The sequence below is a fragment of the Streptomyces sp. DF42 genome, assembly GCF_058267695.1.
In genome coordinates this window covers 253,061-267,839 of record NZ_CM177859.1, presented here as the reverse complement: position 1 = coordinate 267,839, position 14,779 = coordinate 253,061, and the positions used below count along the sequence as shown (strand labels likewise).

At 71.5% G+C, this 14,779-nt stretch carries 16 protein-coding genes and 3 pseudogenes; 11 read left to right on the top strand and 8 right to left on the bottom strand.

Annotated elements, in window-relative coordinates; genetic code table 11:
- Window positions 1–17: 17 nt before the first annotated feature.
- Window positions 18–266 carry a hypothetical protein gene (locus tag ACYUED_RS01325; protein WP_491290479.1) on the bottom strand — a complete coding sequence of 83 codons (249 nt, stop codon included), beginning with the start codon at window positions 264–266 and terminating at the stop codon, window positions 18–20.
- Window positions 267–582: 316 nt separating this feature from the next.
- On the opposite strand from ACYUED_RS01325, the gene ACYUED_RS01320 reads away from it, so the two are divergent.
- The 4 genes and pseudogenes from ACYUED_RS01320 to ACYUED_RS01305 all read left to right on the top strand — a co-directional run bounded on the left by ACYUED_RS01320 (window position 583) and on the right by ACYUED_RS01305 (window position 2,930).
- Complete coding sequence (locus tag ACYUED_RS01320; RefSeq protein WP_491290478.1) at window positions 583–1,743, top strand: ROK family protein; 1,161 nt, start codon at window positions 583–585, stop codon at window positions 1,741–1,743.
- Between the two features lie 110 nt (window positions 1,744–1,853).
- On the top strand, window positions 1,854–2,039 hold the full coding sequence (locus ACYUED_RS01315) for a hypothetical protein (RefSeq protein WP_491290477.1): 186 nt from the start codon (window positions 1,854–1,856) through the stop codon (window positions 2,037–2,039).
- A 56-nt stretch (window positions 2,040–2,095) separates the two neighbouring features.
- Window positions 2,096–2,431 (top strand): annotated as a pseudogene (locus ACYUED_RS01310) (multidrug DMT transporter permease); the annotation flags it as partial.
- A gap of 187 nt (window positions 2,432–2,618) precedes the next feature.
- On the top strand, window positions 2,619–2,930 hold the full coding sequence (locus ACYUED_RS01305) for an EamA family transporter (protein WP_491290476.1): 312 nt from the start codon (window positions 2,619–2,621) through the stop codon (window positions 2,928–2,930).
- A 4-nt stretch (window positions 2,931–2,934) separates the two neighbouring features.
- Here ACYUED_RS01305 and ACYUED_RS01300 read toward each other — a convergent pair whose 3' ends face one another.
- Window positions 2,935–4,314: a S1 family peptidase gene (locus ACYUED_RS01300; protein WP_491290475.1), complete on the bottom strand. Its 1,380-nt coding sequence runs from the start codon at window positions 4,312–4,314 to the stop codon at window positions 2,935–2,937.
- A 115-nt stretch (window positions 4,315–4,429) separates the two neighbouring features.
- Window positions 4,430–5,260 carry an SAM-dependent methyltransferase gene (locus ACYUED_RS01295; RefSeq protein ID WP_491290474.1) on the bottom strand — a complete coding sequence of 277 codons (831 nt, stop codon included), beginning with the start codon at window positions 5,258–5,260 and terminating at the stop codon, window positions 4,430–4,432.
- Between the two features lie 174 nt (window positions 5,261–5,434).
- Here ACYUED_RS01295 and ACYUED_RS01290 point away from each other — a divergent pair, with 174 nt between their 5' ends.
- The 3 genes from ACYUED_RS01290 (at window position 5,435) to ACYUED_RS01280 (ending at window position 7,928) form a co-directional block, all read left to right on the top strand.
- On the top strand, window positions 5,435–6,613 hold the full coding sequence (locus ACYUED_RS01290; RefSeq protein WP_491290473.1) for a MalY/PatB family protein: 1,179 nt from the start codon (window positions 5,435–5,437) through the stop codon (window positions 6,611–6,613).
- 121 nt (window positions 6,614–6,734) lie between these two features.
- Window positions 6,735–7,490 carry a type 1 glutamine amidotransferase domain-containing protein gene (locus tag ACYUED_RS01285; RefSeq protein ID WP_491290472.1) on the top strand — a complete coding sequence of 252 codons (756 nt, stop codon included), beginning with the start codon at window positions 6,735–6,737 and terminating at the stop codon, window positions 7,488–7,490.
- A gap of 51 nt (window positions 7,491–7,541) precedes the next feature.
- Window positions 7,542–7,928: a PPOX class F420-dependent oxidoreductase gene (locus ACYUED_RS01280; protein ID WP_491290471.1), complete on the top strand. Its 387-nt coding sequence runs from the start codon at window positions 7,542–7,544 to the stop codon at window positions 7,926–7,928.
- Between the two features lie 65 nt (window positions 7,929–7,993).
- Here ACYUED_RS01280 and ACYUED_RS01275 read toward each other — a convergent pair whose 3' ends face one another.
- Window positions 7,994–8,233 carry a hypothetical protein gene (locus tag ACYUED_RS01275; protein ID WP_491294856.1) on the bottom strand — a complete coding sequence of 80 codons (240 nt, stop codon included), beginning with the start codon at window positions 8,231–8,233 and terminating at the stop codon, window positions 7,994–7,996.
- Window positions 8,234–8,256: 23 nt separating this feature from the next.
- A pseudogene (locus tag ACYUED_RS01270) lies at window positions 8,257–8,466 on the bottom strand (hypothetical protein); the annotation flags it as partial.
- Between the two features lie 427 nt (window positions 8,467–8,893).
- Between ACYUED_RS01270 and ACYUED_RS01265 the strand changes: the two are divergent.
- Window positions 8,894–10,240, top strand: coding sequence for a Gfo/Idh/MocA family protein (locus tag ACYUED_RS01265; protein WP_491290470.1), 1,347 nt, complete (start codon window positions 8,894–8,896; stop codon window positions 10,238–10,240).
- Window positions 10,241–10,365: 125 nt separating this feature from the next.
- On the opposite strand, the gene ACYUED_RS01260 is transcribed toward ACYUED_RS01265, so the two are convergent.
- From ACYUED_RS01260 to ACYUED_RS01250, 3 genes are all read right to left on the bottom strand, one after another.
- Entirely contained in the window at window positions 10,366–11,268 is a 903-nt protein-coding gene (locus ACYUED_RS01260; RefSeq protein WP_491290469.1) for an aminoglycoside phosphotransferase family protein, read from the bottom strand.
- Window positions 11,269–11,353: 85 nt separating this feature from the next.
- The gene (locus ACYUED_RS01255) at window positions 11,354–11,767 is read right to left on the bottom strand and encodes a Zn-ribbon domain-containing OB-fold protein (protein ID WP_491290468.1); all 414 of its coding nucleotides are present in this window, start codon (window positions 11,765–11,767) and stop codon (window positions 11,354–11,356) included.
- 137 nt (window positions 11,768–11,904) lie between these two features.
- Window positions 11,905–12,573: a TetR family transcriptional regulator gene (locus ACYUED_RS01250; RefSeq protein ID WP_491290467.1), complete on the bottom strand. Its 669-nt coding sequence runs from the start codon at window positions 12,571–12,573 to the stop codon at window positions 11,905–11,907.
- 276 nt (window positions 12,574–12,849) lie between these two features.
- Here ACYUED_RS01250 and ACYUED_RS01245 point away from each other — a divergent pair.
- The 3 genes and pseudogenes from ACYUED_RS01245 (at window position 12,850) to ACYUED_RS01235 (ending at window position 14,759) form a co-directional block, all read left to right on the top strand.
- Window positions 12,850–13,706: pseudogene (locus ACYUED_RS01245) on the top strand (ATP-grasp domain-containing protein).
- Window positions 13,707–13,833: 127 nt separating this feature from the next.
- The gene (locus ACYUED_RS01240) at window positions 13,834–14,523 is read left to right on the top strand and encodes a peptidoglycan-binding domain-containing protein (protein WP_491290466.1); all 690 of its coding nucleotides are present in this window, start codon (window positions 13,834–13,836) and stop codon (window positions 14,521–14,523) included.
- Between the two features lie 50 nt (window positions 14,524–14,573).
- Window positions 14,574–14,759, top strand: a complete 186-nt coding sequence (locus ACYUED_RS01235; RefSeq protein WP_491290465.1) for a hypothetical protein — start codon at window positions 14,574–14,576, stop codon at window positions 14,757–14,759.
- Window positions 14,760–14,779 lie beyond the last annotated feature (20 nt).

Sequence of the window (14,779 nt, the reverse complement as noted above, 5' to 3'; positions counted from 1 at the left end):
GCCCTTCATCAGTGGAGTCACTGGTCGAGAACCGGATTGATCTGGCTGTCGGTCTGGTTCAGGCTGGTCACGGACCTGCCGTTGTCGTGGATGTCCTGCATGGCCGGGTGCATCAACGCGTACACGGCGGCCGTGTAGTCGGTGATCGGACCGGGGAGGGTCGTGAGGTCCTTCTTGTCGGCGACCGCCTTCGTGAAGGCCGGGACGTGGGTGCCCTTCCTCGTGTACGCCGCCACCGCCGCCCGGGTGCCGTCGGGCGTGGCCACTGGGTCTGCCCGTCCCCGTCCCCGCCGCCGTTGGTGGCGAGGCCGTACACCTGGACGTTGTTCTCGTCGAAGCCGGGCTCGTCGCCCCGCTTACCGTTCCTGTCGACGGTGGCGGGGCGCGACGGGGGACTGCTGGAGGCGATGGGCATCGGAAGACTCCCTCGGCTGCGGCGGCTCACCCTCGGCCACTTACTTTTGGTGCGAAAGAATCCAGACGTCAAGGTCTCGACGAAAAATCCTTCGAGGCGGCCGTCGGCTCGCTGTCTTGAGCTGATTGCTTTCATGGCAAAAGAAATTATGTGGGAGTCTGACCTTCATGACCACAGGTGCCGCCAGCTGGCTTCCGCTGAGCCCCGGTGAGCGCTCGGTGGCGATCGAGGTGCTGGTCCACGGCCCGCTGTCGCGCACCGAACTCGCCCGGAGGCTCGACCTCTCCGCGGGCAGTCTCACCAGGCTGACCAAGCCGCTGATCGAGTCGGGCCTGCTGATCGAGGCCGCCGAGGCCGGATCCCCGGCGGAGGTGCGTCAGGGGCGCCCCTCGCAGCCCCTGGCCGTCGTCGCCGAATCCCGCTCCTTCATCGGCTTCAAGATCACCGAGGACAGGGTCTACGGCGTCGTCACCACCCTCAGGAGCGACATCGTCGCGCGCCACGACCGCCCGCTCACCACCCACGACCCGGCCGAGGTCGCCGACCTGCTCGCGGAGATGACGCGCGAACTCGCCCGCGCCCAGCCGCGCCTCGGGGGCATCGGCATCGGCGTGGGCGGTCTGGTCGAGGACCGCGCCGTGGTGGGGGAGTCGCCGTTCCTGCAGTGGCGGGACGTGCCGCTGGCCGGCCTGGTCCAGGAGCGCACGGGTCTGCCCGTCGTCGTGGAGAACGACGTCGCCGCGCTCGTCGAGGCCGAGACCTGGTTCGGGGCCGGCCGAGGCCTGGACCGCTTCGTCGTCCTCACGATCGGCGCCGGTATCGGCTACGGCCTCGTGCTGGGTGGCAGGCGGGTGTCGTGCGCCGAGGAGGACCGCGGATTCGGCCGTCACTGGATCATCAACCCCAACGGGCCGCTCACCCCCGACGGCGAGCGCGGCAGCGCCGTCTCGCTGCTGACCGTCTCCAGCATCCGCTACCAGGTCCGCGCCGCAACCGGCCGAGACCGGACGTACGAGGAGATCCTCGGCCTCGCCGCCGCAGGCGAGCCCATGTCCGCCCGCGTCATCGACGAGGCGGCACGCGCTCTCGGTACTCTTGTCGCCCAGATCGCCAACTTCGCGATGCCGCAGAAGATCCTGCTCGCGGGTGAGGGCGTCGGCCTCATGGATGTGGCCGGAGACACGGTGCGGGAGACGATCACCGTCCAACGGCACCCGATGGCCGCCCCGGTCCCCCTGGAGACCAAGGTCTCCGACTTCCACGACTGGGCCCGCGGCGCCGCCGTCCTGGCGATCCAGGTGCTGGTGCTGGGAGCGGCCGAGGCGTGAACTCCGCGACCGGCCTTGTCGGATGGACGTGATCAGTAACACGGTCCAGAACTGTCAGATATGTCCATTTTGGCTAGGCTTACTCACAACGCCTTCACCTCCGGAGCCGTATGCTTCACAGCATGTCCACCACTGTTGAACCCGCCTCCGATCGCTCGGCAGACGAGGTCAACGAGGAGATCCGGGCCCTGTGGCACCGGTCGGGCGGGACACTGAGCGGCGAGCAGCGCGAGGAATACCAGCGTCTCGTCCTGGAGTGGGCCGCCGCGGCCCCACAGCCGGCGCGAGCGGCCTGAGCACCGGCTGAGGCCCGCCGCGCATCGGAGCCCCGCACCGGGGCACCCCACACCGGATGGGCCCTCTCCTCGCACTGGCCTCGGCTGTCTGCTACGGCATCGTCGACTTCACCGGCGGGCTGCTGTCCCGCCGCGCCCCCTTCACCGCGATCACCTTCCTCGGCCAACTGGGCGGCCTGCTGCTCGCCGGCACCGCCGCCCTTCTCGTGCCCGCGGACGCCGTCCGTCCCGTCGACCTGCTGTGGGGCGCCCTGTCCGGCGTCGGAAGCGGCACCGCCATGCATTACCTCAACCGCGGACTGAGCCGCGGCGCGATGAGCGTCGTCGTGCCCGTCAGCGCGGTGACCGGCGTCGCCCTGTCCGTGCTGTGCGGAGTGCTCGCCCTCGGTGACCGCCCCGGCGCCCTGGCCTGGGTGGGCACAGCCGTCACGGTACCCGCGCCCTGGCTCGTCTCCGGCGGGGGAGCGGCCCGGCCCGGCGGGGGCGGGGAGATGCGGGACGGGCCTGCTCGCCAGCGCGGGCGTCGCCGTACAGTACGTCGCCCTCGGGCTGGCCGGACCCGCTGCCGGGCTGTGGCCGGTGGTCGCGGGCCGCGTCGCCGCCGTCCTCCTGCTGCTGCCCACCGCCGTCCGGCACGGGCGCCACCTGCGGCTGCCGCCGCGGCTCACCGCCCAGGCACTGCTGGTCGGGGCCGGGGCCGCGCTCGGCCTGATCCTCTATCTGCTCGCCGCCCAGCGGCAGTTGCTCGCCGTCGCCGTGGTGCTCGCCTCCCTCTACCCTGCCCTGCCCGTCGTCCTCGGCCTGGCCCTCCTGCACGAACGGGTCACCCCGCGGCAGACGGCCGGGCTGCTGGGCGCCGCGGCCGCCACCGTCCTGCTGACGCTCGGCTGACCGGTCAGCTCCAGCGCGCCGAGTAGTAGCGCCGGTACTCCTTGCGGTCCTGCTCGGCGCGGATGTAGCGGGTGGCCACCAGCGCGAGCAGACTGCCCCCGATGACCAGCATGCCGGGGCCGACGTTCTTGGGGTTCGCGAGCCGGGCCAGCAGCGTCTCACCGTTCGCGGCACCCGTCGTGGGAGCCGGCGAACCGGGGGAGGTGGCACCGGGTGCGATCGCGCTGTGCGTGGCCGAGGCGGACGGCGCGGGCGTCTGCGCGGCGCCCTGCCCGGCGGCCTGCTTCGACACGATCATCTGGACGCCGAGCGCCTGCATCGCCTTCGTCACCGGCTGGAAGAACGTCGTGCCGCCCGAGGTGCAGTCGCCGCTGCCGCCCGAGGTCAGGCCCAGTGCGATGCCGTCGGAGAACATCGGGCCGCCGCTGTCCCCGGGTTCGGCGCACACGTTCGTCTCGATGAGGCCGGTGACGGTGCCCTCCGGGTAGTTGACCGTGGCGTCGAGCCCCTTGACCTCGCCGTCGTGCAGTCCGCTGGTGCTGCCGCTGCGGAACACCCGCTGTCCGACGGCCGGGTCGGCGACGCCGGTGATCCGCACACCGTTGCCCTTGCCGATGGCCACGATGTCGGCTCCGTTGCCCGCCGTGCCGTTCGCGTACTGGACCAGGGAGAAGTCGCTGCCCGGGAAGTTCTGCTGGACTGTCCTGCCCAGCTGCTGGTTGCCCTGGTTGTCCGCGAACCAGATGGACCCCGTCGGCCCGCAGTGGCCGGCGGTGAGGATGAAGTCGCTCTTGCCGTTCGTCACGTTGAAACCCGCCGAGCAGCGCCCGCCGGTCGACAGGATCGGTGAGGCCCCGTTGAGCCGGGTGGTGAACTCGCCCTGGGTGCGCTCCATGCGGACATAACTGCCGATCCCGGTCGCCGTCTTGGTCATGCCCGACCAGTCGGTGGCCGAGACGGTGCTGTCGGCCTGCACCACCACCTGGTTCGTCCGGTAGTCCATGACCCACGCCGTGCCGGCGACGCGGGGCGCCGAACGCAGCGTCGCCGCGGCCGCCCTGAGCTCGTTCATGCTGTGGCCGACCATCTTCGACGCGACCCCCACGCGCTCGGCCTCCGCCGCCGCCTTCGCGTCGGTCACCGCGACGACCGGACGTCCGTCGGTGCCGATCCAGGTGCCTGCCGTGCGGGCCGTGCCGAGCCTGGACACGAGCGCGGCACCGGGGTTGCCCGAGGTCCCGGAGTCGCTGAGCGGGAAGGCGGAGGTGCCGGACGGTTCGCTCGCCATGGCGGCCTGCGTCACCATCGCTCCTCCCAGGAGGAGTCCGCCGACGGCCGCCAGTCGCGTCACTCGCCGGACGATCCGTCGTCGTGCGTGCCTCATGCATGGCTCCCGAACCCGAACGCGCGGCGTCAACGCCACGGGGCCCTCCGGTCGTTGAGTGCCCTCTGTCCATACGTGGCAGCGGGCGATCGCGTTCAGCGCGCGGGTGATCTTCTCAGCGCTTGCGGCCCACCCCGCCGTACATGGCCACTTCCCGCGGTCCGCCCCCGTGCGTCTGCTCGGGACGCCAGCGCGAGCACGAGACCACGCCCGGGTCCAGCAGCTCCAGGCCGTCGAAGAAGCGGGCCACCGCCTCTGGGGTGCGCTGGGTCAGCGAGGGGGTGCCGTGCTCGTTCCAGAACCGGACCGCCGCGTCCACCTCGGGCAGCCCGGGGCCGGTGATGGTGTGGGACAGGACGAGATGGCTGCCGGACGGCAGCGCCTCCATGAACCGCCGCACGACACCGTACGGGTCCTCGTCGTCGCGCAGGAAGATGATCACTCCTAGCAGCATCAGAGCCACCGGCCGGGTGAGGTCCAGGGTGTCGGCGGCTTGCTCCAGGACCGACTCGACGTTGCGCAGGTCCCCGTCCAGATGATCGGTGCGGCCCTCCGGCGAACTGGTGAGCAGCGCGCGGGCATGGGCCAGGACGAGCGGGTCGTTGTCGACGTACACGATCCGCGCGTCCGGGGCCAGACGCTGGGCGACCTCGTGCGTGTTGTCGGCGGTGGGCAGGCCGGTGCCTATGTCGAGGAACTGCCTGATCCCCGCGTCGGCCACGAGATGACGCACGGCGCGTCCCAGGAAGAGACGGTCGGCACGGGCGTACTCGCCGATGGCCGGATGGAGCTCGCGGATCCGGTCGCCGGCCACCCGGTCGACCTCGTAGTAGTCGCCTCCGCCGAGCCAGTAGTTCCAGATCCGGGCCGTGTGCGGGCGCACCGTGTCGATGCGTCTGCGCAGCGACGCGGCCGGATCTTCGGTGACTGCCGGGTTCTCCGTCACGAGGTCTGCTCCAGGAGTGCCTGATGATGCGGTACGTACGACGACAACTGGCAATCTAGACGGCGGAGTTGATGTCTGCCGAGGGCGAGGAGGGGATCTTTTCGGCGCAGGGTGCCTGTCGCCCCGCGGAACAGGCCGTTCCAGGTCGCCCCGGCGCCCCCTATCTTGTGCCCCATGACCAGGATCCCGCACGACACGTCCGGTGAACCGAATCCCCTCCGCGCACTCTCCCTCGAGAGCCTGCGATGTCGTACGAGCATGAAGTGGCGCACCTACCCGGCCGACGTGCTGCCCCTGTGGGTGGCCGAGATGGACGTACCGCTCGCCGAACCCGTCGTCCGCGCGGTCACCGACGCGCTCGCGCTCGGGGACACCGGCTACCCGGCGGGCACCGCCTACGCCGAGGCGCTCGCCGCCTTCGCCGAGAAGAGGTGGGGGTGGGACGGGCTCGCCGTGGAGCGCACGGCGATCGTGCCCGACGTCATGCTGGGTGTCGTCGAGATGCTCAAGCTGGTCACCGGGCACGGGGATCCCGTGGTCGTGAACTCACCGGTGTATCCGCCGTTCCACCAGTTCATCGAGCACATGGACCGGCAGGTCAGACAGGTCCCGCTCGGCTCGGACCTGCGCATCGACCTCGGCACGCTCGAGGACACCTTCCGGCAGGCGGTCGCCGGCGGTCGCCGGGCCGCCTACCTGCTGTGCAGCCCGCACAACCCGACCGGAACCGTGCACACCGCCGAGGAACTCGCCGCCGTGGCGGCCCTCGCCGACCGGTACGGGGTGCGCGTGGTGGCGGACGAGATCCATGCCCCGCTGACCGCCTCGGGCGTGGACTTCGTGCCGTACCTGAGTGTGCCCGGCGCGGAGAACGGGCTGTCCCTCATGTCCGCGTCGAAGGCGTGGAACCTGGCGGGGCTGAAGGCGGCGCTCGCCCTCGCGGGCCCCGCGGCCGCCGCCGACCTCGCCCGGCTGCCCGAGGAGGTCAGCCACGGCCCCAGCCACATCGGCGTCATCGCCCACACGGCCGCGCTGACCGACGGCACCCCCTGGCTGGACGCGCTGCTCGCCGGCCTCGACGACAACCGGCGGCTGCTCGCAGATCTGCTCGCCGAACACCTCCCGGCCGTCGCCCACCGGCCGGGCGAGGCCACTTACCTGGCCTGGCTCGACTGCCGTGCCCTCGGCCTCGGCGACGATCCCGCGGCCGTGTTCCTGGAGCGGGGGAGGGTGGCCGTGAACTCGGGGATTCCCTTCGGCACCGGCGGCGCGGGGCATGTACGCCTGAACCTGGGGACCTCGCCCGAGGTGATCACCGAAGGCGTACGGCGGATGGCGGCGGCACTCGACTGAACCGGAGGCAGGCGCGCCGGGCGGCAGCGTGCACCAGGCGGAGCGTGCACCACGCGGAGGGTGCACCAGGTAGCAGGCGGGGTGTCATGGACATGTGGCGTCGCCCTGTCATGATGACCCCATGCGCGTGCTGATGCCGGTCCCCGACCACGACTTCGACGTCACCGAGGTGGCCGTGCCCTGGCGGCTGCTCACCGACGCCGGACACGAGGTCGTCTTCGCCACCGAGCATGCCGGAACCCGGCCCGCCGCCGATCCACGGCTGCTGACCGGGGTGCTCTTCGGGCAGCTCGGCGCGGAGGACGAACCCAGGAGGTGCTACGAACAGCTCACCGCGGCACCGGAGTTCACCGCCACGGTCGCCTGGGCCGAGGTGGACGTGACGGCGTACGACGGACTGCTGCTGCCGGGCGGACACGCACCCGGCATGCGGCAGTACCTCGGCTCGGCTCAGCTGCAGGCGCAGGTCGCCCGCTTCTGGCCACTGGGCCGGCCGGTCGGCGCGATCTGCCACGGAGTGCTGGTCCTCGCCCGGACCCAGGACCCCGGCACGGGCCGCAGCATCCTGGCCGGCCGCCGGACGACCTGCCTGCCCAAGTACATGGAACGCACCGCCTACCTGACCACCGCCTGGCGCCTCGGCCGCTACTACCGGACCTACCCGGCATACGTGGAGGACGAGGTGCGCGCCGCCCTCACGGACCCTGCCCGGTTCGAGCGCGGCCCCCGGGTACTCACCCGGCGCGGCACGGCGAGCGACGACACGCACGCCTTCGTCGTCCAGGACGGCACCCTTGTGACGGCGCGCTGGCCGGGGGACGCCTACCTCTTCGCCCGCCGCTACCTCGAGCTCCTCGGGGCGTCGACCGGTCCCTGAGGGCGCCGCCGCACGGTCCCGGACTTCGACGAACCTGCTTAGACTCCCGGTATGGACGACTCGTCGCTGGAGCGGCTCGGTGCGGGCCAGTACGTACTGATCACCAGCTACCGCAAGAACGGCACGTCGGTCGCCACCCCGGTGTGGGTGGTGCGCGACGGCGACACCCTCGGTGTGTGGACGCCCGCCGACTCCTGGAAGGTGAAGCGGATCCGGGCCCGCGCCGACATCCTCGTCGGCCCCTGTGACCTGCGCGGCAACCCCACCGGCAGCCAGGTCCCCGCCACCGCGGAGATCGGCGACGAGGCGACCGTCGCCCGCTACCGCGAACTCATCGCCCGCAAGTACGGAATCACCGGCCGCCTCACCCTCCTCGGCAGCCGCCTGCGCCGGGGCCTGAAGGGCACCGTCGGTATCCGGGTGAGGCTCAAGCCCTGAAACGCGGACGGCCGCGCGGTCCTCCCGAGAGGAACCGCACGGCCGTCATCACGGCGCATCCCGTCCTACGACCCGTCCAGCACCGTGCCGGTCAGCACCGTCTCGCCGGGCTGCGGCCCATCGTTGCTGCCGAGCAGCTGCAGGCGGACGGACTCGGCGGGCTCCGTCACCTGGTCCCTGATGGTGGGCAGCGTCAGCTCCGCACTCAGCTCACCCGGGGGCACCTCGACGGACAGGTAGACGGAGGCCTGGGACAGCGGACGCTCCGGGTCCGGCCCTTCTCGCTCGCGACGGAGTCGAGCCATTGCGGGTCCACGTCCCTCGTGGCGGACTTGACGTGCATCAGGTCGAGACCGGCCCGGGCGGCGGCGGTCAGCGGGACGCGGACCTCGCGGGCCCAGTAGGAGGCGGTCAGCGCGCTGCCCGGCAGTCCCTCGACACGGACGCGGCCGAGCGCGGCCCGCCTGCCGTGGGTGTCGGTCAGGGCCACGTCGAGCCGAGTGCCGGCGGAGTTTGGCGGCACGATCACCCGCAGGGCCCGGAATAGAAACCGACGCGTGCGTCCCCCATCGGCACCCGGGCGGTCGAGCGCCAGACGAGTTGTCGTGCGCCGTTCGTGCCGGTGATCCGCCAGCCCGGCGGGAGACCGCCGTCGCTGTCGGCGGCTGCCACAGAGGGTCTGGCGGCCTGCGGCGGTGCCGCCTGTGCCAGCCCTGGCGATCCCCCCGCCACCGCGAGTACCGCCGCAGCGGTGACCCATATTCGCCGGGCACGGAACAAGGTTGCCCTCCTCACGTCCGATGCAAAGGCGCCCCGTTGGTCGGCGGGGCCGCTCGTGTTCCGGAGGACGACTCGGGGTGTCCGTGGGTTGCCTGTGCCCGGAGATTCGGGTGGTGCCCCGCAGTGCCATCAGGCCAACCGGGGAAGGGGGCATGGGCCCCGGGGCTTCGGGACAGGACCCCTCAATGAGCCGAACTCCTTTGCGCGCCGCCATCGTCGGGACCGGCAGCCGTGCCCAGACCTTCACCCGTGGCCTCGCCGCCCGCCCGGGCCATCTGGTGGCCGCCCTGTGCGACCCGAGCCCGACGCGGATGGCCTTCCACAACCGGGTGCTGGCCGCCGCCGGTGAACCCGCCGCCACCGAGTGGGAACCGGACCGCTTCACCGACATGCTCGCCAAGGAGGACATCGACGAGGTCGTCGTCACGACCGTCGACGCGGCACACGACCGCTACATCGTGCCCGCGCTGCGGGCGGGCTGCCGCGTCGTCACCGAGAAGCCCATGACCGTCGACGCGGACCGCTGCACGCGCATCCTCGACACGGTCGAGGCCACCGGAAACTCCCTCACTGTCGCCTTCAACTACCGCTTCAACCCGGTGCACGAGACGGTGCGCGCGCTGCTCGCCGACGGCGCCGTCGGCGAGATCCTGTCCGTGCACTTCGAGTGGCTCCTCGACACCCGCCACGGCGCCGACTACTTCCGCCGCTGGCACCGCGAGAAGCGGAACAGCGGTGGTCTCACGGTGCACAAGTCGAGCCACCACTTCGACCTCGTCAACTGGTGGCTCGCCGACGAGCCGCACGAGGTGTTCGGCTACGGACGGCTCGGTTTCTACGGCTCCGAGGCGGGCGAACGCCACGGACTGCGCCGCGACTACGACCGCGCCCACGGGGCGGCCCCCGCCGACTCGGACCCGTTCGCCCTGGACCTCACCGCCAACGACACCCTCCGCGCCCTCTATCTGGACGCCGAGCAGGACGACGGATACCTCCGCGACCGCAACGTCTTCGGCGGCCCGGTCACCATCGAGGACGACATGGCGCTCCTCGTCCGCTACGCACGCGGGGCGACGATGACCTACCACCTCACCGCCTACTCCCCGTGGGAGGGCTACCGGGTCATGTTCAACGGCAGCGCCGGCCGCCTGGAGTTGGAGGTCGAGGAGAGCCGCTGGGCCCAGCCCCGGATTCCGGTCGCCTCGGACAGCGGCGCACTGCACGGAGACACGGCCGCTGAGCACGCGGGAGGCGCACGACTCACCCTGCGCCCGCTGTGGCGGCCTCCGGTCGACATCCCGCTCGACGCCGCGCACGAGGCCCACGGCGGGGGAGACCCGCGCATGCTCGACGCCCTGCTCGGCCCCGTGGACACCGGCATGCCGACGGCTCCGGAGAATGGGGCCCACCCCACGGCCACCGAACGGGACGGCGCCCTCGCCCTGGCCGTGGGAGTCGCGGCCAACAGGTGCTTCGAGACGGGGCGGCCGGTGGCCCTGCGGGATCTGATACCTGGGCTGTGGGGGCGATGAGGGGTGCCGGTGCGGGCCGTGCCATCAGCCGCAAACGAGCGGTCAGGTTTCGTGACCGTGGCCTTCTCACGGAGATCGCGCCAGCTCCGGCACCGAATATCGGATGAGACTCGGTCGCTCCGAGCCTAGGTCGAACCGCCTCTCAGGACACGATCGAGCGCTGCCCGGCCTGCGGGGCCCCACGTCGGCTTGCCACCAGGAAGGCCGCGGTCTCCGTTCTGGCCCATCAGCATGAGGAACAGGCTTTTCAGAGCAGCCAACCCGCGGGCGCGCCGGATCGTCCCCCGGTCTGCCCGCGCGTATGCCTCGAAGAAGGGTGAGGCGGCGTCAGCGGGAAGGAGCACCCATGCGGCCGCGAGGTCCCACGCCGGATCGCCGGCGAACATGGCGTCGAAGTCGATCACGCCCGAGAGCGTCCCGTCCGAGACCACGACGTTCGCGGGATGAAGATCGCCGTGCACCCAGAGCGGCGGCCCCTCCCACTCGGGCGCCGCGACGGCGTCGTCCCAGACGGCCCGGACATCGTCGGCGAGGTCGTCGGGGACGACGGCGTGGAAGAAGTGGTCGAAGCCGTCCGTGCACTTCTTGGGGTGGCCGCCGCGGTCCTCACTGATCGGCGCGTCTTCGGGCGCCTCCACATGGAGTGCCTTGAGGAAGCCCGCCAGAGTGTCGGCCGCGTGGTCGCCGCGGCTGATGGAGGTGTGGTCCAGCGGCTCGCCGGGGACCCACGTCATGATGGCCCAGGGCTTCGGGAAGCGCGCGGACGGTTCACCGACCCGTACGGGGTTGGGGACCGGAAGCGGCAGGCGCGGGGCCAGGACGGGCAGCCACCGGCACTCCTTGCGCAGGAGATCGGGGGCACCTTCTGTACGCGGCATGCGCATGGCCAACTCGTCCCCGAGGCGCCACATTTGGTTGCCCCACCCACCCGCTACTTCGCGGATGGCCAGTCCTGCGAGGTCCGGATGCTGCTCCTGCAGCAGGTCATGGACGAGGTCTGCGGTGATCTCGATCTCGGAGTCGGTCATGCGAAGCCAGGGTAGAGCGGGTCCGGGCCCGTATGTAACCGCAAGGGAAGTGCTGCCCGGCGGCCGGCGCCGGACCGGGCGGCGCTCAGGACCAGGCGCGGTAGGGCTCGTCGATCAGCTGGAAGACCGGCTCGCCGCGGACCGGGTCCTTGGCCGTGGACAGCCGGACCCGGTCACCGCTGTGGATGCCGATGAGCGGACCCATGACCCGGCCGCGCACGACGAACCCCTCGGCCATCTCGACGAGCGACACGTTGCGCGCGGCAGGGGTGTTGCGGTGCACGACCGTGGCGTGGCGGACCGTGCCCGTGCCCGCACTGCGCTCCGTCCGCAGCTCGCCGCCCTGGCAGACCGGACACAGCAGCCGGTGGTAGGTGGCGGTGCCGCACCACGTGCAGCGCTGGAAGAGGACCGCGTCCGAATCGGGCGTCATGGGTTCGAGGACGGCTGCCGCGGAGCCGGCTGCCTGCATAGCAACGTTTCCTGAGTAGTGGTACACGCTGGTCAACTCCCTGCGCTCGGCCGGAATCCCACGTGCGCGGGTCAACCGTGCACGCACGTGCGCGGCTCACCGTGCCACCGTGCACGCCCACAATGTATGGCACTCAGTGTCACGCGTAAAGGCACTCCGTACCCTCAATTTCGTCCCAGCGCGGACTCGATCTCCTGGACGACCCGCCACAGGGGTGCGTCCCGGCGGGAGACGACGACCACGACGTCCTCGGGCTCCTCTGCCCCGTGGTGTGCGGGAGGGGCGCCGCCGAACGCCGCCCGGACGTACCCCAGAGCGTGGTCCACAGCGGCGTCGGAGTCGCCCTTCCCGTCCGAACGCAGCCAGGACCGCAGCGCGTTGTTGTGCGCCGCCACCACCGCGGCGGCGATCACGTCGGCCCGCAGGGTCCTGTCGCGGCCGGTGAAACGGGTACGCAGGTACTCCGCCAGGGCACGCTCGTAACGCCACACCACGGACAGCTCGTACGCCCGCAGCCCCGGCACCTTCTTGGTGAGGCGGTAGCGCTGCACGGAGAACGTCGGGTTCTCGGCGTACATCCGCAGGACGAGACGGGCCGCGTCACAGACCCGGTGCACGGGCTCCTCCGCCTCACCGCTCTCGGCGAGGAAGGCCGTCATGTCGGCCAGGCACCGCTCGTGGTCGGGGAAGACCACGTCCTCCTTGGAGGGGAAGTAACGGAAGAACGACCGCCGTCCCACACCGGCGAGCGCCACGATGTCGTCGACGGTCGTCTGCTCGTAGCCCCGCTCCAGGAACAGCTGGAACGCCGCCGCCACCAGGGCGTCCCGCATCGGTGGCTTCACGGCCGCCGCCTCCGTATTCATGGACGGAACGTAGCATCGGACGGCGCTGATGGCACTCAGTGCAGCCCCGGAGGGGAACTCAGTGCTCTCACCTTTCAGCTGCGATCGTATGGCCCCCCGGGGGGAACCCATGCGACGGCACGTCGACCAGCGCCGCGGGAGGTCGAGCCGGTCAGGGAGCTGTGGGCCGCGGGGCGCTCAACCCCGGCTGAATCCCCAGGTCAGACGTTTGCGCGGCAGGAGCGCGGCGGCATACCCTGCGGCATCCGCAGCCGCCGAGGAGCACCCACGGCACGCGCCCGCCCCCGCATCCTCTACGTCACCGACCTGGCGTACCCGGCACGCGGGCGCCGCTATGGCGACGAGGACATCTTCCTCACCTCGCGCCTGCGGGAGGACTTCGACCTCGCCCTGTGCCATCCACTGGACGCGGCCGCACTCATGGGTGCCTTCGAAACGGTCGTCGTACGCAACAGCGGACCCGTCCTGGCCTACCGGGAGGCGTACGAGGACTTCCGTGAGCGGGCGATCGACAGCGGGGCGCGCGTCTACAACCAGCTCTCCGGCAAGGCCGGCATGGCAGGCAAGCAGTACTTGCTCGACCTCACCGCCGCGCGCTACCCGGTCATCCCCACCGTCGACCGCACCGAGGACCTGCACCGGCTGCCCGGGACGGACCGCTACGTCGTCAAGCCCAAGCTCGGCGCAGACTCCATCGGTCTGCGGATCGTCTCCGCGGACCAGCTGTGCGACCTCGTGGTCGGAGACGTTCTCGTCCAGCCGTGTGTCGACTTCGCCTACGAGGTGTCCTTCTACTTCGTCGACCACGATTTCCAGTACGCCCTGTACGCGCCGCACCCCGACCGACGCTGGCAGCTGGAACCCTACGATCCGACGGACGACGACCTCGCGTTCGCCCGTTCTTCATCGACTGGAACACCGTCGACCACGGCATCCAGCGCGTGGACGCATGCCGGGCGCCCGGCGGTGAGCTGTTGCTGGTCGAGCTGGAGGACCTCAACCCGTATCTGTCGTTGGACGCGCTGGCGCACCCGGCACGGGACGCCTTCGTCAACACGATGAAGAGGTCCCTGCACCGCTTCCTCCGCAACCAGGTCTGAGGGCGCGCCCCCACTTCGGCGCCGAGGTCGAGGGAGACCGGGATCCGCTGAACTCCCGGGGCGGCAGCCGCGTATCACTCCTCGGGGGACGGTGGAGGCCCCTGCCACGGGGCGTAAGGAGAGCACTGTGCCCACACCGCCTGTATCAGGGTCGTCGCACGACCGCCCGCCGCTGGAACCGATCATTGTCCTGCGCCCGCGCCGCACCGACGCCCTGGCGGAGTTGTTCCGGGAGATGGAGCAGAGCCGCGCCGATCTCGAGTCCGCCGCCGTGCGGGACCCGCGGTCCTGGGACGAGGGCGAGACACAGGAACTCCCGCCCGTGCGCACCCGCGACGTCGACCCACCGCGCGCAGGCGGCCGATTGGGGTTCGGGCCCGGACTGCGCCGTGCCGCCGTGACGGTCGCCGTCTCCGCGGCCGCCCTCGTCGGATTCGGCTGCGCCCTGCTGCTGGTCGGCAGGAACGACAAGGCGGCCGCGCAGGAGCCCCGCCCCACCGCGTCCGCCCAGCCCACCGCGTCCGCGCAGCCGACCGCGACCGCCTCCGCCGCCGCTCCCGGCCCGGCGGACCCCGACGGCGCCGGCACCCTCCGCGAGGGCGACAGCGGCCCGTCGGTGACCGACCTGCAGGAACGCCTGCTGCACATCCCCGACGTCTACAAGGACGGCTCCACGAACGGCACGTACGACGCGACTCTCAGGGAGGCGGTGGCCCGCTTCCAGCTCTGGTACGGCATCAGAGGCGACGAGGACGGCGTCTACGGTGACGACACCCGGCAGGCGCTGGAGTCCCGGACGGCCTCCGGCACCGGTTGACCGGCGGGCCGTCGGCCCTCGAACACGGGGCAACGGGTGCGGAAATCCCGGTGAGCGGCGGACTGCCACACGTCACCCTGGACACGGGGGCGACACACCCGGCGCCCCGCCCGTTCGACCCGAAAGCCACGCCCATGAACGGCTCCCGCATCCCGGGCCTGGTCCTGCCCGTCCTGTTCCTGGTGGCCCTGGTCGTGGGCGCGTTCTGGTACTGGCGCCATCGCGGCGACGAGTGAACGGTGACCGGCCACCGAGC

Coding starts and splice junctions, on each gene's coding strand:
- ACYUED_RS01320 (WP_491290478.1), top strand. CDS start 583: ATGACCACAGGTGCCGCCAGCTGGCTTCCGCTGAGCCCCGGTGAGCGC.
- ACYUED_RS01315 (WP_491290477.1), top strand. CDS start 1,854: ATGCTTCACAGCATGTCCACCACTGTTGAACCCGCCTCCGATCGCTCG.
- ACYUED_RS01300 (WP_491290475.1), bottom strand. CDS start 4,314: ATGAGGCACGCACGACGACGGATCGTCCGGCGAGTGACGCGACTGGCG.
- ACYUED_RS01290 (WP_491290473.1), top strand. CDS start 5,435: ATGACCAGGATCCCGCACGACACGTCCGGTGAACCGAATCCCCTCCGC.
- ACYUED_RS01285 (WP_491290472.1), top strand. CDS start 6,735: ATGCGCGTGCTGATGCCGGTCCCCGACCACGACTTCGACGTCACCGAG.
- ACYUED_RS01280 (WP_491290471.1), top strand. CDS start 7,542: ATGGACGACTCGTCGCTGGAGCGGCTCGGTGCGGGCCAGTACGTACTG.
- ACYUED_RS01275 (WP_491294856.1), bottom strand. CDS start 8,233: ATGGCTCGACTCCGTCGCGAGCGAGAAGGGCCGGACCCGGAGCGTCCG.
- ACYUED_RS01265 (WP_491290470.1), top strand. CDS start 8,894: ATGAGCCGAACTCCTTTGCGCGCCGCCATCGTCGGGACCGGCAGCCGT.
- ACYUED_RS01260 (WP_491290469.1), bottom strand. CDS start 11,268: ATGACCGACTCCGAGATCGAGATCACCGCAGACCTCGTCCATGACCTG.
- ACYUED_RS01250 (WP_491290467.1), bottom strand. CDS start 12,573: ATGCGGGACGCCCTGGTGGCGGCGGCGTTCCAGCTGTTCCTGGAGCGG.